Below are 15,905 nucleotides of genomic sequence, written 5' to 3'. Positions count from 1 at the left end.
CAGACAAACCGTTAGAGTGCCGCGCATGCGCGGACACAGAAACTGGGCAGGCACGTCAGTGATTGCGGTGACGCTTTGGCTCGCTTGCAGCGTGGCGATGAGCGGCTGTGGCAGGGGCAAGGAGCGCGCGGCGCTCGCCACGAAGCTGGAGCAGCGCGTGCGCTCCGCCTCGAAGACAGGAGAGGCCTTCCACCTGTCGGAGCTGACGGACTTCGACTGGGACACCCTCCACGTCTTCACGCCCTACGTGGTCGCGGAGGAAGTCCGCCAATCGCTCGGCAACGACTGGTCCGGCGCGAGAGACATCTATGAATCGGAATGTCTGCTCGTCTTCGTGAAGGAAGGACGGGTCGTCATGGACCTCGAATTCCCTCGGATGAAGGGGGACTTCTCGGCCATGAAGAAATACCGCTTCTCGCGCGACGAGGCCCGGTTCGCCGCGCCCAAGGGCGGCCGTCCCCTGACGCACGCCGTGGATTCGCCCTGAGCCACCACGCGCAGCGACGTGCCTCGGCCCGTGAGGAGAGGCACGCCCGCGGGCACCGCTAGGCTTTCACCCATTTGTCTTGAAGCACGTCCCAGCGCATCTCCTTGCCCTTGAGCGGCTCGGCCTGATTGCTCGCGAAGCTGCCCGTCTCCTGCACGTTCGTACAGCCAATGCTCTTCAGGTAGGCGACACAGTCCTTGGTGAACTGATTGGCCTGGTCGTGATTGTGGGCACCCATGGCGCCATACATCTTCGAGCTGCCAGGACCGTCGTAAGTGAAGTTCTGCACGTAATACAAAGGCATGTCAGTCGCTCCCCTGAAGGCGTTGGTTGCCTTCACGATTATCGCACTTTCCGTCCCTCCTGTGAAAGTGCGCCTGGAGCAATGTCTCGGAGGTAGAAACCCCGCACGTGGTGCGCCAGGGCGCCCTCCTCCACCGCCCAGGCGGCGACTGCCGGGCGGCGCGCTTCAGCCGGGTCGGCACCGGGCTCTCGCTCAGGTGGCTGGCCGCCGTGGTGGCACGGGCGAACCTGCGTGGCGGAGACGAGCATCTTCAGCAACATCACCTCGGAGGGGCGCAGCACCGTGGACCGGGACACCAGGCGCCGCATGACCTCCCTCCCCGCGGCATCCGGGTCGGTCCCCAAGGACAGCCGCGTCAGCCGGTTGGCGGCCAGTGCATACACGCGCTCGGCGGCCTCGAGCGCCGTGGACTTGAGGAACGGCTCGGACGGAGACAAGCGACGGTGACAGATGGGACACGCGCTGTAGTCGCTTCCGACTTAGCACCGCTCGCAGACCAGGTGGGCGCACCCCGTGGGGAACCCTGCCAGGGCCCGACGGGGCGCCGCTACCGTTGCAGCACGCGGTTGCCCCCTACGCGGGCCAGCCCTCGCGACTCAGCGCCCCCCGCCTGCCTGAGCCTAGCGAGCGCTCCGCCTACAAACTTCCCGGTGCACTTCACCCGAGTCCTTGAGGAGCGTCAGCCCTCGTGGACCTGGACCGGACGAAGCCGTCAGACTGCGAGACATGAACCTCTCGCGAGCCGTCCTTCTCGTCCTGCTCCAGCCGCTGGCCGTCCAGGCCGCGGAGTACCGCGTAGGCCCCGACCAACAGTACACCCGCCTGGGTGACGTGCCCTGGGAGTCACTCGAGCCCGGAGACACCGTCTTCGTCCACGCACGGCCCACACCCTACGCGGAGAAGTGGGTCCTGGGCCGCAGAGGCACTGCCGCCGCGCCCATCACCGTGCGCGGCGTGAAGGACGCGCAGGGCAACCTGCCCGTCATCGTCGGCGAGAACGCCACCACGCGCTCGCAGCTCAACTATTGGGGTGAGGAGCGCGGCATCCTGAAGATTGGTGGCTCCAACCGGCCCGCGGACACGATGCCCGCGCACCTGGTGGTGGAAAACCTCCACCTGCGCCGGGCACGCGGCGCCTTCACCGGCCGCAATGGCGCGTCCACCTACCTGGACAACGCCGCCGCCATCTTCATCGAGAAGGGCGAACACATCACCATCCGGGGCTGCGTGCTCGAAGACAGCGGCAACGGCCTGTTCATCGCCAACCAGGCGTCGAATGTCACCGTCGAGCACAGCCACATCCTGGGCAACGGCAACACCGGCAGCATCCTCGAGCACAACGCGTACACCGAAGCGCTGGGCATCACCTACCAATTCAACCGCTTCGGTCCGCTCTGCAGCGGCTGTCTGGGCAACAACCTGAAGGACCGCTCGGCGGGCAGTCTCATCCGGTACAACTGGATTGAGGGAGGTAACCGGCAGCTCGACCTGGTGGACTCGTCCAGCGGCACGCTGCGCGCGGCGCCGTCGTATGCGCGCACCTTCGTCTACGGCAACGTCCTGCTGGAGACCGAGGGCGCGGGCAACCGGCAAATCGTCCACTTCGGTGGCGACTCCGGCAACACGGCCAACTACCGGGGCACGCTCTACTTCTTCCACAACACCGTGGTGTCCAGCCGCACGGACCGGACCACGCTGTTGCGGCTGTCGCACCAGAACCAGACGGCGCATGTGACGAACAACGTGGTGCTGGTGGCCGCGGCCAATGGCAACACGCTGTCCCTCACGGACGAGGCGGGCACGCTCCGACATGGCGGCAACTGGTACAAGCCCGGCTACGTGAGCACCTTCGGCACGCTCACGGGCGCCGTGGTGGATGCGGGAGGGAATCTCACCGGAACCGACCCCGGGTTCATCAACCTCGCCGGCCAGGACTTCCGCCTGACCGCTGCCTCCGCCCTGAGAAGTCAGGCGGTGGCACTCCCCGCCGAAACCAGCAGCGAGCCCGTCACCTGGCAGTATGTGAAACACACCGCGGGTGAGCCGCGCGCCCAGGTGAGCCCGGCCCACATCGGCGCGTATGGGGATGCCTCCGAGCCAGGGACCGAGACACCGGACGCAGGCACGGGCACCGAGCCCGACGCGGGAACAGGCACGCCCACGGACGCGGGCACGGACACACCCGCGGATGCGGGCACGACGCCGCAGCCGGACGACCCCGAAAGTTCGGGTGGCTGCGCGGCCGCTGGAGCCAGCTTCGCGGGCCCACTGGCGTTCGCGATTCTCGGCATCCTGGGACGCCGGAGGAGAAACCCGGCGCGAGGCCAGTAGGTCCTTCGGGAGCCTCGACGTTCGAGGCTCCCACCACGGCCTCAAAAGATGTCGGGACGCGGAAGGACTTGCGCGGAATAGACGAGCACGTGTCCCCCTTCGTCGAAGAAGGCCGGGTCGTGGCTGGAATTCACCTGGGTGGGACCACTCACCGTGGCGATGGACTGCCCCATGGAGACCAGCGGCGCATTGCATCGCTGAGCGATCGCGGGAGCGTGCTTGGAGCAGGTCGTCCCCACCCTGTACGACTCAGGACATGGCGCGGGCGAGCCACCGCAGGTGGGGCAAGGCGGGCCCACGGGGAATTCCTTGCTACATTTCAGACACCAGTTGAAGCCAATCGGAGCAGGCGCTGGGGGATAGGGATGTGCGAGGCAGGGCATGGTATTGGTACAGCCAACCTCCCCACACTGCCACCTTTGCCAGGCGTAGCCGCACAGATGCCGCGCCTCGGTCGGACCGTGAGTCGGGCAGTCCCCGGGCGCGCTCCGCGTCTTGTTACAGCCGGCGCACCACCGCAGTTCCTTGTCATGAGTGCAAGAGCCCGGCGCGGTCGCGTGCATGGCCGGATGGTCATCGCAGGAGTAAGCGTCATCCGTCACGCGTGCCACGGATGCGCACCGCTGACCATCGACGTTGAACACCAGGCCGGGCCGCGGGCCCCCAATCCTGGTGCACAGCTTCCCACGGCCAATGGACATGCCGAACGACGGGATGAGCTGGACCTGCACCCGAGGGTCGCCAGCCACGGCGCCAGGGGCCTGCGGCCCGAAGGGGGGAACGGGGCTGATCCCCCCGTGATAGAAAAGGTCCAGGCGGTTCATGGCGTGGTCCAGGCAGACTTCCAGGCCCAGGGTGACACCATCCACCGTGACCACTGAGCCGCCTCCGTCGCCCGACAGGTTGATTTCCGACCCGACGCGGTTCGGCCGGTTCAACCAGGTGGCTCCCGGCCCCAGCCGGTTGGGGCTCGCCGCCGGTACGTCCGTGGAGCCTTCCGTGGGAAGCGCCAGCCTGTCCGTGGCGCCATGAATCTCGATACGCCGGCCCAAGCCCGTCGCGTCGAACCAGGCATTGGCATTGTGGGAGTTGGGTCCCACGAAATCGATGGCGGAGACGTACTCCTTGTAGACGGCGGCCCCTTTCAACCCCTGGCTGAGCAGGGGGGCTGGCCAGCCCTTCTGGACCATGACGACGTTGAAGACTTCCGTCGACCTGGGCTCGACGAGCTCCGCCGACCCGCTGGCGAAGCCCACCTTCTTGTTCGCCAGCGTGAGGCGGTACCGGCCCGCCCCCAGCGGCACACACCCCTTGATGTCGTCCTCTTCAGACCCCGTGCGCAGCTTCCACGGCGCAGCAGGCGCGGCGCCCGATGACGGAATGAAGATGCGAGAGCACACCCTGGAGTTGACCACGACCTCCGTGCAGGCCCCCGTCTGGTCAACGGTGTCAATCCAAGCCACGGGTTCGGACAAGACGATAGGGCCTGGAGCAAGGCCGCTCTTGCCGTCCACGGTGAGCTGGTACTCGCCGGGCGTGAGCGTCGTCGCGACGCCCTTGAGTGCGGGGTTCGTCCCAATCCCACGCACCTTCCAGGTCGTGTCGGGAGGGCGCGAAAGCGTGACCTTGAGGACGTCATCCACGCCGGACGTATTGGTCTCGAGGAGGACCGCGTGGACCTGCCCCTCCCCGCCATGCGTGAGCGGCGTCCCGGTGGGCGCCCCCGTCACCGCATCCAACTCCTCGTGCGGGAGATAGCCGATGGCGCTGCCAAACACGAAGAGCCAGTCTGCATACTCCGGCTTGTCCGTCTCCTGCCGGAGCTGCCGCGTGACGTCCCAGAGCTTCTCGACCGGATATCCACCGTCCTTTCCTCGGAAGTAGAACTCCGGCGCCATGAACAACTTGAGGACGTTCTCCTCGGGACGTATGTGGCCATCCGCCGCCGCGAGCCGAATGGCATCCTTCATCACATCGCAGCGCGTCTGGATGTCGACGTCCGGGTCCGCGTCGCCCAGGTAGTCGATTCCGGGGCCAGGCACGCGAGGTTTCGTCCCCGGCTTGACGTTGAAGGCAATGAACTGCACCTGTGCATAGTCGAAGGCACGGACCTGGGTGGGCATCACGGCCAGCGCGAGGCCCAGCGGTTCGTCTTCGTCACTGTGCGCCTGGAGCTGCACCCGGTAGGGCAACTGGTCGCGGCGAATCGCGGCCTTGTCCCACGTCTTCCGCGCATCCTTCAGGAACTCGTAGCGCTTCCGGGTCCGGAGCTGCTGCTCGTCCAGGGGCGCGAAGAACACCACGTTGTCGTCCTTGTCCCAGACGACGAGTTGCCCCCGCTTGAGCTTGCCGTGGTCGCCTTGCAGCTCCCACGAGACATTCAGCGTGTCCTCGTCGAGCTCCGGGTCCGCGCCCTTGACCGGCTTCCAGCGTGGAGCGAACGGCGTCAGGAGGATTTTCGCCGCGTTGTCCCGGTCATCCTTGTAGTACCGCACCAGCACGTCATAGGGCGCGCAGCCGTGGTGGATGAAGGTGCCTGTGCCCTCCCGCTTCAGCACGCCCTGCGTGGCCTCGCTCTCCCCTTTCCAGTCCGGGAGCTTCTGGGCCACGGCGGGCGGCCGCCTGTCAGCGACCTCGTAGCATTTGCGCCGGCGAAACAAGTGCGTGGAGCCCCCCTCCGCCGCATCCGTGTCGCAGGCCACCTGCCCGCCCTGAGGCGAAAGCGAGTGATACCCATGGGCGTGGACCTCGAAGTCCACCTTGTCGGCACTGGAGGCGACACCTTCCAGCACGTACTCCGCTTCGCAGGTGCCGGAGGAAGGCAGGAACCACCGGGTGAGCTTGCGGATGGACACCGCCGGAGCAGGAAACCGTCGCCGCACCTGCACGGTGTGCGACGTGTCCAGGGCGAGCGGCGCGGCGGGCTTCCACGGCTCGGGTTTGTGAATGAAGGGCTTCGGTCCCAGCGCGGGGTCGAGCAGCGACGCGAGCGGGTCCGTCTCCGGCCTGGCGCAACCCACGAGTTCGATCAGCGCGCGGTTGATTTCCGCCGGGACGAGGGTGCCCCAGTTGTAGAGGGCCACGTCGTTCAACCGGCCGGTGAGACCGTTCGTGTCGAGCAACTCACCCAGTGTCTGCCGGTGCGTCACATCAATCTTGTTGGAATCCGACCGGCGGGCGAAGACAGGAGGCATGGACGCCCTCCGTTACGGGTTCAAGGCCATGAACTCGAAGACCTCGGGGGCGCCGTCGTCCTCGAGTTCGAGTGCGTCGAGCGTCAACGCCGTCTGAGGTCCATTCACCAGGGGAATGTCCTCGCTGACGCCCTGGTCGAGCACCCACTGCTTTGGCGAGGCACTCGGCGGCCATTGGACGGTGACGTGCGGCCGGTCAATGGGCGCCATCGTCCCGTCGGGCCGCTGGAGCTGGACCGCGAGCTTGAGCTGTCCCAGTTGCTGGACCTGGAAGTGGAATTGAGACCGGCCCGCGGGGATGTCCAGCACAGGTGCGGCGTCCAGCAACTGGCCCGTGGCGGAATAGAGCTGGAACTTGCCGCCTCCCGCGAAGCGCAGGGCGAGCGAATAGGGCCCGGGCACCAGCGGTTCCCCGCTCCATCCCGCCAGGCCCGAGGTCCCCGTGGCCTGAGCCAGGGGATGGGCATCCCCCAGCGTGAGTTCCACGCCGCTGACACCCGCGGCATCGTGCTTCCATCGCAGCAGGAACTCGGGGCGCGCCCCCACTTCGACTGGGACCAGGCACACCGGACAGGTGTTCAAGATGACCGGCTGCTCCCGGGCCCCTGGATTCAGGAGCAGGTCGTCCACCGCCGAAAGGCCATCCACCGTGACGGTGTAGGTCCCCGCATCCAAGGGCAGGAACCGAGCCGCGCCATCGCCTTGCGTCGCGACCGTCATGTCATTCACGGCGTAGCGCAGGACGCGGCCCTTGGGCTGCATGGCCTTGTTGCGGTGCGGGTCGTGCACGGGGGGAATGAGCCGGATGGCACGTCCCGACAGCGACACCTGGACCTGCCCCAGCATCTCCTGGGTGTCTGTCCGATAGACGAGCACCAACAGCCCCGTCCGGTGCTGGGCGCAGGGAAGGGTCGAAGTCCCCACGACGGTCGACGCGGTCTTCTCCGCGGCCTTCAGGGCGGCGTCGAGATTCATCCTTTCCCCTGGCGCGCCTGAGCCAGCTCCAAGCGCGCATAGATGAGATTGAGCTTCTCGGCAGCCGGCCGCTGAGCGTCCGTGAGCAGGTCTCCCATCCAGCGGGTGGCTGGCGCCTTCTCGAACCCGGGCCCGAATTCGATGAACAAGAAGACGTACAAAGTCACCTCACGGGCGTCCGTGATGCCGTGACGCTCGGCATGGGCGATGCCATCCTCCACCGCGCCGCGCAGGGCCCTCGCATCCTGGAGCCGCACGTCTCCCGGAAATACCGAGGGCAGGCTTTGGAGCGTCTCCGCGATGAAGCGCTCGCGCCCTTGCGCGTTCATGAAAGCCATCTGCTCCGGACGGATTCTCAGCATGGCGGGCACGGAGGCTATCAACAGCCTCAGACCAGGAATAGAAGCAATCGAAGCAAAATCAATGCTCTTGGAATGCCACTTCCAGCCTGCCTTGCTGGAGGGCTTCGCGCCGGGACTACAGTGCGCGGCCATGACAACCCGATTCCACCTGCGCTCGCTCTCCATGGGCCTGGTCCTGTTCCTGGCGGGCCCCGCGGGCAGCGTCTCCGCCGCACCGAAGGCCGCCGCACCGAATGTGACCATCAGCGACATCCAGGCCCAGGTCTACGACCGGCAGCAGGGCGCCGTCGTCGCGTTGGATGCGGCTTCCGACCCGTACGGAATGAACGTGGACGCCTTCATCGTCGTGAAAGTCCAAGGGCCCCATGAGGGTGACGCGCCGCTGAAGCTGAAGCTGCTGGTCAGCGCGCCCAAGGAGTCCTCCGAAGCGACGGGTGACCGGCCTGCCTGGAAGGTGACTCAGACGCGCGACCTGGCGGTGCTCACGGAGAATGGCGTCACGCAGGTGCCCTTCATCCTCCCGTACCACTGCGCCTCCAAGGTCAAGGTGACGGCCACGCTGACGGGCGGTGGACTCAAGGCCAGCAAGACGCTCGACACATCCTTCCCCTGCGCCGAGTAGCCCGTATGCTCGGGGCGTGAGGTGGATGCGTCAGGCAGGACAAGCGTGGGGCCCGAGGCCTTGGAGGACGGCACTCGCCAGTTCCGCCCGGTGGCAGACGAAGGAGCCTTCACGCGCGAGGCAGCGCCACCGAAGCGTCGTGGCCCTGGCGCGTGTCTCCCGCGCCTTCGAGTTTCCCCGCACGATTCTGCATGTCGCGAAGTCCGCCAGTGGTCCCATCATCGTCAGTGAGGACGACGAGGGCCGCCGCTACCTCCAGTTCGGGTGGATTGGCGCCTTCCAGAGCGCGATGTGGCCGGGCTTTCCTCTGCGCCTGGAGCTGGACTACACGCGAGCGGTGGCGGCGACGCTGGCCTTCGTGCCCGAGCCCTCGCGCCTGCTCGTCGTGGGACTGGGAGGTGGCACCATTCCCACCTTCCTCCGCGCGGTGCTCCCGCACGCGCACATCGACGCGGTGGAAATCCAGCCCCAGGTGCTGGACATGGCCCGGCGCTACTTCGACTTCCACGAGGACGAGGCCCTGCACGCCCATCTCACGGACGGACGGCGTTTCATCGAATCACCCGGGGCGCCGTATGACGTCATCATCCTGGATGCCTACGGCACGCGAAGCATCCCGCCGGCGCTGGCGACGCAGGAGTTCCTGCGGGCCACGCAGGCGAGGCTGACGCCGGACGGGGTGGTGGTGGGCAACGTGCTCCGGAAGTCAGGCCGGCCCGGCTCGCTGATGGACCCGCTGTGGCGGGCCAGCTTCCCGCAGCTCTATGCCTTCGACGTGCAGGCGTCGGACAACCGCATCCTCGTGGGACTGCCCCATGCGCGCAGGCTCCTCCGTGCGAAATTGCTGGCACGCGCCGGGCGGCTCGCGCGCGAATGGGGCGTGCCCTTCAACCTCCGCGCACGGGTGGCCCGCCGCGTGAGCGGCGGCCGCGGCCCTGCGAAGAGCCACGGCTCACGCGCAGGTGCCGACTGACGTCGAGTTGGAAGCGGCCCCCTGTCCCGTACCGACAGGGGGCGGCACCACCGTGCCGTCGGGCGACCTACTGGTCCGCACCGTCGTACGCGCGCTGCAAGCCCTGGATGTCGAGCTTCACCATGCCCAGCATGGCTTCCATCACCCGGCGCGCCTTCTCCGGGTCCTTGTCATTCAGCATCTTCCCCAGCACGGACGGGACGATTTGCCAGGACAGGCCGAAGCGGTCCTTGAGCCAGCCACACTGCTGCGTCTGGCCTCCGCCCTCCAGGAGCTTCGACCACAGCTCATCCACCTCTTCCTGCGTCTGACAGTCCACGAACAGGGAGATGGCCTCGGTGAACTTGTAGTGAGGCCCGCCGTTCAGCGCCATGAACTGCTGTCCATGAAGCTGGAACGTGCCAGAGACGACCGGCGCGGTGTCCGAGTCCCCGGCGCGGTTGAGGCTGAGAATCTTCGCGTCCTTCTTGAAGACGGACACGTAGAACTTCATGGCTTCTTCCGCGTTGCCGTCGAACCACAGGAAGGGTGTGATCTTCTGCATGGTGCGGTCTCCTCTGTTCAGGATGCGCCCGGCGTCAGGCGCGCTTGGATTGCTTGGACTTTGATTTCACTGGCGACGCGAAGAGCCCATCCAGATACGTGCGCATCTGGCGCAGGTTCTCGATGACCATTTCGGGCCGCTGCCGCGTCTTGCCCACCAGCATCGAGCCCTGCCACGTGCTGTAGAGCATCCAAGCCACGGCGTCGGGGTCGAAGCCCACGCGCGGCGGATGCAGCCGCTTCGCCTCCGTGAGCAGCCCCGCCACCGCGCCGACCCAGGCCTCCATGTGGCCTTCACCCGCCTGACGCACGGTGGCGCTGGACAGCGCCAGCTCCTGGGACAACATGCCCACCATGCAGGTGAGCATCCCGCCGTGCTGGCGTGCCAGGTCGCTCATGACGTCCAGCAGCCGGTGCAGTTTCTCCAGCGGGTCCACGCCGGGCCCGTCCCAGACCTCGGCGTACAGCCCCATGCCCATCTCCGCGAAGGCGGCCATCGCGGCGAGGCCAATCGCCTCCTTCGACTCGAAATGGTGGAAGAAGCTGCCCTTGGTCAGCCCGGCCTCGGCGCAAATCTGGTCCACCGTCGTCGCAGAAAATCCCCGACGCATCATCAGGTGTGTCGCGGCCGCGATGAGCTGACGCCGCGTCTCGGGGGCGTCACGCCTTCGTCGGGTGGGCATCTGGTTCATACAGACTGGTTGGTATGTATTGAATCCACACCCACCCCGTCAAGCGACAGGGGGAACGGAAGCTTCCAGCGCCGTGAGCCAGGAGACGCCCAGAACGCACAACGGAGACACGGTCGACATTGCCCATCCGCCCCCGCAGCGGATAAGCCGTTGAAAATGACTCACAGCGTCGGGTTCACGGCTCGCGCCGTCCCGCCGCTCCTTTCAAACCGGAGTTCCTCGATGCAGTCACATCGCGCGGTCTGGAGCAGGCGCCTGATACTCATGGGGAGTGTCATCCTCCTGTCATGCGGGAAGGAGGGATTGACGCCTCCGAGTGACGACGCGCTGGCCGCCGCACGAGGCCAGGCCCTGTCCCAGTGGAAGCAGGCCCCTTCCGCCACCACGGCCCTGGCGCTGGCGCGGGCCTACTTCCCCGACCTTGAAACGGGTCCGGCCCCTTCGGCGCCCTCGGCCCGGCTGCTCGATGCGCAGCTCAGGAATGACGGAGGGCTGACGCTGACCACGCGCGGACTGACCTTCCAGGTCCAGCCGGCGGCCTCCCCCCCGGGCACGCTCCACCGCGAGCGCTTCGCCGCGTTCCAGGGCGAGCGGCACCTCTGGTGGCCCGCGGGAAGCACGCAGGTCACCGAACAGGGCTGGCGCACCTCGCGGGTCGAGGAGGCGTGGATCCTGGACGCGGTACCGGAGGCACGCGGCGACAAGCCGTCGCACCGCGCCGAGTACACCGTCACGTTGCCGGCCTCCGTCCGGCGCATCCAGGACACGGGCGACTACCTCCAGTTCCTGGATGAAAGCGCGCGCCCCGTGCTCCGCTTCCATCCCGCCGTGGTGCGAGACGCCAACGGCCACTCGCGCGCGGGCAGCACGCGGCTCGCGGGTGGGCGCATGAATCCGCGCACCCAGGTGTTCGACGTGGACGGCGCGCAGGTCCGCATCACGACCGAGGTCTCGCTCGCCGGGCTCACCGCGCCGCTCGTCGTCGACCCTGGCTGGTCCTCCACCGCCACCATGGCGACAGCCCGCGCTCAGCACGCGGGCCTCCTGCTCGGCACCGGCCAGTTGCTGGTCGTCGGTGGCGTCAACAACCTGGGCTTCGTGGCTTCGTCCGAACGCTACGACCCCGACACCGACACCTGGAGCGCGGCGGCCGCCGCCGGGATTTCAGGCAACGTCACCATTTCCGCGCGCCTCTCCGACGGGCGTGCGCTCGTGCTGACGGACGGCTCCACGACGGGGCGCATCTACGACCCCGCGACGGACACCTGGTCGGCCACGGGCCCCATGGCCGCGCCCCGCCCCCTGGCCACCCTCACGCGGCTCGACTCCGGTCAATTCCTCATCGCGGGCGGCAGCAACCTCGCGACCGCCGAACTGTACGACCCCGCGAGCAACACGTTCCTCCCCACCGGCAGCCTCCAGAGGGTCCGGCGCTCGCACACCGCCACGCTGCTGCCCGACGGCCGGGTGCTCGCGGTGAGCGGCTTCAACAACGATGACAACCAAGTCCCGGGCGCCGACCTCTACACCCCGGCGGCGGGAACATGGACCGCCGCCGCGCCGCCCCTGGTCCCAAGGCACTACGCCACCGCCACCCTGCTCCCCGATGGCCGCGTGCTGCTCGCGGGTGGAGTCACCGCGAGCGGTGCCACCACGCATGCGGAGCTCTACGACCCGGCGGCCAACACGTGGACGGCCACGGGCGCCCTGAACTTCCCGCGCAACGGCCATACCGCAACGCTGCTGCCCGACGGCCGGGTGCTCGTCGTGGGCGGCTCCAACGCCGCGCGAGATGCCCAGCCGGCATCCGAACTCTACGACCCCGCCACCGGCACGTGGACCCTCGCGGGCTCCATGGCGATTGGCCGGGAGAACAGCACGACGACCCTGCTCCCCTCCGGCAAGGTGCTCACCGCCGGAGGCTTCCACTCCAATCCGTCACTCACGTTCTACGCGGACACGGAGGTCTACGACACTGGCGTCCAGGGCTGGGCCGCGGCGGGGACCCTGGGCGCTCCTCGCGTTGACCCGCTGATGGCGCTGCTGCCCACGAACCGCGTCCTCGTGGCGGGTGGCCGTGACGGAGCGGGCACCGCGCTGGCGTCCGCCTCGCTGTATGACCGGGCGACGAACACCTGGTCCGCGGCCGCGGGCCTCTCCACCGCGCGAGCGGATGCCACTGCGACGACGCTGGCCTCGGGCGAGCTGCTCGTCGTGGGTGGCACGAACGCAGGCGGCACGCTGAACTCGGCAGAGCGCTATACGCCGGCCACGAACACCTGGAGCTCCGCGGCGTCACTCACCCGCGCGAGACACCTGCACACCGCGACGCGCCTGCCGGATGGACGGGTGCTCGTCGTCGGTGGCCAGGACGGCGCGGACGTGCTCGCCTCCGCGGAGCTGTACGACCCGGGCACCCAGGCGTGGACCGCCGCGGCGTCCGCGACCGGGGCGCGCACCGCGCACGCCGCTGCCCTGCTGCCCGATGGACGGGTGCTCATCGCGGGAGGACGTGACGCGGGTGGAGCAGCCCTCGCGTCGGCGGAGGTGTACGACCCCGCCACCAACACCTGGGCGCCCATCGCCGGCCTCGCCCAGGGACGAGAGAGTTTCACGCTGACGCTGCTGTCCTCTGGAGAGCTCATGGCGGCGGGCGGCGCCGCGGGAGGCGTGGCGCTCGCCACCACGGAGCGGTACTCGGCCACCGCGAACACCTGGACGCCGGACAGCCCGCTGACGCAAGCGCGCTGGCGCCACACCGCCACCCTGATGCCATCCGGTACGCTCCTGGTCTCCGGAGGCCTGAGCGCGCCAGACACCTACGTGGCCTCGGCCGAAACCTACGGCGCCCCCTCGCGGACCTGGACGCCGGTCACCGCGCCCGACGTGCGGGGTGGGGCCGTCGCCGTTGCCTTGCCCACGGGTGAGGTCCTGCTCGCGGGAGGCACGGCCGCCACCACGGCCCAGCGCTACGAGGACGTCCTCGCGCCTCCCACCTGGCGTCCGGTCGTCTCCGCGCCGGAGACGCTCTACCAGACCTGCCCCACCGTCATCGAAGGCCAGGGCTTCCGGGGCATCTCGGGCGCGTCCAGCGGCAACTACCTGGACTCGCCAACGGACTTCCCCCTGGTGCGCCTGCGCGCCGCCGAGGGAGGGCGGCTCTGGACGCTTCCCGCCACGGACATGTCCACCACGCGCGCGACGGTGCGGGTGCCCGCGGAGGCGCCGCCGGGCCCGTATGCCCTGTCCGTCTTCGCCAACGCCATTCCGGGGGGTCGCATGGTGACGGTGCGCGCCAACACCGCGCCCATCGCGGACGCCGTGCGCATCGCCACGATGACCGGCGTCCCGCAGGACATCACGCTCACCGCGACCGACCCGGACGCGGACCAGACGTTGACGTGGACCATCGTCACGCCGCCCCTGCATGGAACGCTGAGCGGCACGCCGCCGAACCTCCGGTACACGCCCGACCCGGGCTACGTGGGCGCCGACAGCTTCACCTACCGCGTCAGTGACTGCGGCCTGGACAGCAACGAGCCCTCGGTGGACATCGAGGTGGAGGCCACCCAACCCCTGGCCATCACCTGCCCCGAGGACACCGTCATCGAGGCAACAGGGCCTGACGGCGCGCCAGGCAACTGGCCCCCCGCCACCGTGACGCCCGGAGCGGGCGGACCCGCCACGCTCACCTATTCACCGGCGGAGGGCAGCACGCTGCCGCTGGGGACCACGACCGTCACCGCCACCGCGGAGGACGCATCCGGCACGCAAGTCACATGCACCTTCCAGGTCGACGTGCGGGACACCACCCCGCCCGCGCTGACGTGCCCCGCCGACATCCGGACGACCTCCGATGATGCGTCGGGCACGACGGTGACCTTCGAACTACCCGAGGCCACGGACGGCGTCTCGACGCCCTCTGTCACGTCCTCGCCGGCATCGGGAAGCACCTTCCGGCACGGCAACAACACCGTCACCGTCACCGCGACGGATGCCGCGGGCAATGAAGCCCGCTGCACGTTCCAGGTCACCGTCCAGGCAACGGTCGTCTCCATCGCCGGAGGCGGCTGCCAGGCCTCTGGCGGTGGCGCTGCCTCGTCGCTGGCCCTCCTGGTGGTTCTGGCATCGTGGAGCGGCCTGCGTCGCCGCTCGCGTCACGCCTCGCACTGACCCGTACGTCACCCTCTTTCGCGAATGGACTTCACCTTGCGTACACAGGCTCGGAGCTGGGCGCTGGCCGCGCTCATCTCCTCAATCGCGCCCAATGCCCTGGCACAAAGCACCACGGGCGCGCTCGTCCCCATCGACCTGGAGCGGCTTCGCTTCACCCCCGCCGCCACGGACTCGATGCTCGTGGACACAGGCCACGTGCTCCCTCAGGGCGCCTACCGGCTGATGCTCATGGCCGGGTATGAGCGCGGCATCCTCCTGCTCAAGGGCAGTGATGGCCAGGAGCGCTCCATCCTCGACTACCGCGTCTCCGGTTGGCTCGCGGGCGCCTGGTCTCCCACCGACCGGCTGGAGCTGTCCGCGCGGCTGCCCGTCATCATCCACCAGGGCGGAAAAGGCGCGGACACGCTGGTCGGCATCTCCGCGCCGGATGCCTTCGGCCTCGGGACCCCGGAGCTGGGCGCCCGCTACGCGCTGCTGCGGCGCGAGGACGGCGCCCCCGTCTTCCTCAGCCTGGGCCTGGACGTGGGCACGCCCGGCGGCACCGCGGATGCCTTTGGCCGGCAACAGGGCTGGGCGGGCCTCCAGGTCGCGCCCCGGGTCGCGGTGAGCCGGGAGCTGGGCCCCGTCGTGCTCGGCGCCAGCGCGGGCGTGCGCATCCGCTCCACGGAGAACGAGCCCGGGCGCGACTACGGCACCGAGCTGGAGCAAGGCATCGTCGTGTCCACGCGCGGCAAGGGCCTGCGCGGCGAAATCGCGCTGCAAGCCGCGGAGTCGCTGGTGGAGCCGGACGTCGCGCTGGAGCTGCTGGGCGGCGTACGGCTGCCCGTGGGCGGCGGCTTCGAGGCCTTCGCCATCGCCGGACATGGCTTCACGGACATCCCGGGCACGCCGTCCATCCGCGCGGCCGCGGGCATCGCCTGGGCCCATCAGCCCCCCGCCCGGGAGGACGTGTGCCGGAGCGGCCGGAGTCACACGCCGGAGCAGTGCCCCGCGCTGGATGACGACGGCGACACGGTTCCCAACGGGCAGGACCGCTGCCCGCTCGAAGCCGGCCCGCCAGAGAACGACGGCTGCCCGGACACCGACGCGGATGGCGACGGCGTCGTGGACCGCGAGGACGCATGCCCGAACGAGGCCGGTGTCGCCGCCCACCGCGGCTGCCCCGAACCCAAGCAGGAGCCCACGCCACCGCCGCCCGCTCCCGAGCCCACGCCACCGCCGCCCGCGCCCGAGCCCGCGCCCCAGG

The 15,905-nt window shown here is 68.8% G+C and carries 13 protein-coding genes; 6 read left to right on the top strand and 7 right to left on the bottom strand.

What is annotated here, in order from left to right:
* Window positions 1-25: 25 nt before the first annotated feature.
* Window positions 26-487 carry a hypothetical protein gene (locus FL344_RS30335; protein ID WP_228565487.1) on the top strand — a complete coding sequence of 154 codons (462 nt, stop codon included), beginning with the start codon at window positions 26-28 and terminating at the stop codon, window positions 485-487.
* A gap of 58 nt (window positions 488-545) precedes the next feature.
* Here the strand turns inward: FL344_RS30335 and FL344_RS30330 are convergent, their stop codons facing one another.
* Both FL344_RS30330 and FL344_RS30325 read right to left on the bottom strand, forming a co-directional pair.
* Window positions 546-791 (bottom strand): hypothetical protein, encoded by a 246-nt coding sequence (locus FL344_RS30330; RefSeq protein ID WP_090493492.1) that lies wholly within the window; start codon window positions 789-791, stop codon window positions 546-548.
* 38 nt (window positions 792-829) lie between these two features.
* Window positions 830-1,228, bottom strand: coding sequence for a hypothetical protein (locus tag FL344_RS30325; protein ID WP_141620979.1), 399 nt, complete (start codon window positions 1,226-1,228; stop codon window positions 830-832).
* Between the two features lie 289 nt (window positions 1,229-1,517).
* Between FL344_RS30325 and FL344_RS30320 the strand changes: the two genes are divergently transcribed.
* Complete coding sequence (locus FL344_RS30320) at window positions 1,518-3,122, top strand: right-handed parallel beta-helix repeat-containing protein (RefSeq protein WP_141620978.1); 1,605 nt, start codon at window positions 1,518-1,520, stop codon at window positions 3,120-3,122.
* A 41-nt stretch (window positions 3,123-3,163) separates the two neighbouring features.
* On the opposite strand, the gene FL344_RS30315 is transcribed toward FL344_RS30320, so the two are convergent.
* The 3 genes from FL344_RS30315 to FL344_RS30305 are packed head-to-tail and all read right to left on the bottom strand — an operon-like array spanning window position 3,164 to window position 7,653.
* Window positions 3,164-6,316, bottom strand: a complete 3,153-nt coding sequence (locus FL344_RS30315) for a hypothetical protein (RefSeq protein WP_141620977.1) — start codon at window positions 6,314-6,316, stop codon at window positions 3,164-3,166.
* Between the two features lie 12 nt (window positions 6,317-6,328).
* On the bottom strand, window positions 6,329-7,291 hold the full coding sequence (locus tag FL344_RS30310) for a hypothetical protein (protein WP_228565486.1): 963 nt from the start codon (window positions 7,289-7,291) through the stop codon (window positions 6,329-6,331).
* The gene (locus FL344_RS30305; RefSeq protein ID WP_228565485.1) at window positions 7,288-7,653 is read right to left on the bottom strand and encodes a hypothetical protein; all 366 of its coding nucleotides are present in this window, start codon (window positions 7,651-7,653) and stop codon (window positions 7,288-7,290) included. The genes FL344_RS30310 and FL344_RS30305 overlap by 4 nt, the downstream gene beginning before the upstream one ends.
* A 130-nt stretch (window positions 7,654-7,783) precedes the next feature.
* Between FL344_RS30305 and FL344_RS30300 the strand changes: the two genes are divergently transcribed.
* Complete coding sequence (locus tag FL344_RS30300) at window positions 7,784-8,275, top strand: hypothetical protein (RefSeq protein ID WP_228565484.1); 492 nt, start codon at window positions 7,784-7,786, stop codon at window positions 8,273-8,275.
* 139 nt (window positions 8,276-8,414) lie between these two features.
* On the top strand, window positions 8,415-9,248 hold the full coding sequence (locus FL344_RS30295; protein ID WP_228565483.1) for a spermidine synthase: 834 nt from the start codon (window positions 8,415-8,417) through the stop codon (window positions 9,246-9,248).
* A 67-nt stretch (window positions 9,249-9,315) separates the two neighbouring features.
* Here FL344_RS30295 and FL344_RS30290 read toward each other — a convergent pair whose 3' ends face one another.
* Complete coding sequence (locus tag FL344_RS30290) at window positions 9,316-9,792, bottom strand: VOC family protein (protein WP_090493502.1); 477 nt, start codon at window positions 9,790-9,792, stop codon at window positions 9,316-9,318.
* A gap of 34 nt (window positions 9,793-9,826) precedes the next feature.
* On the bottom strand, window positions 9,827-10,483 hold the full coding sequence (locus tag FL344_RS30285; RefSeq protein WP_141620974.1) for a TetR/AcrR family transcriptional regulator: 657 nt from the start codon (window positions 10,481-10,483) through the stop codon (window positions 9,827-9,829).
* A 303-nt stretch (window positions 10,484-10,786) separates the two neighbouring features.
* Here FL344_RS30285 and FL344_RS30280 point away from each other — a divergent pair, with 303 nt between their 5' ends.
* Together FL344_RS30280 and FL344_RS30275 are read left to right on the top strand one after the other, a co-directional pair.
* Window positions 10,787-14,656, top strand: coding sequence for a kelch repeat-containing protein (locus tag FL344_RS30280; RefSeq protein WP_141620973.1), 3,870 nt, complete (start codon window positions 10,787-10,789; stop codon window positions 14,654-14,656).
* 24 nt (window positions 14,657-14,680) lie between these two features.
* Window positions 14,681-15,905, top strand: a 1,225-nt coding sequence (locus tag FL344_RS30275) for a thrombospondin type 3 repeat-containing protein (protein WP_141620972.1), incomplete at its 3' end; no start/stop codon positions are given.

The sequence above is a fragment of the Myxococcus sp. AB036A genome (genome assembly GCF_006547355.1).
Lineage (GTDB): Bacteria > Myxococcota > Myxococcia > Myxococcales > Myxococcaceae > Myxococcus > Myxococcus virescens.
The sequence above is the reverse complement of the archived record's forward strand: the minus strand, read 5'-3'. Positions and strand labels throughout refer to the sequence as shown.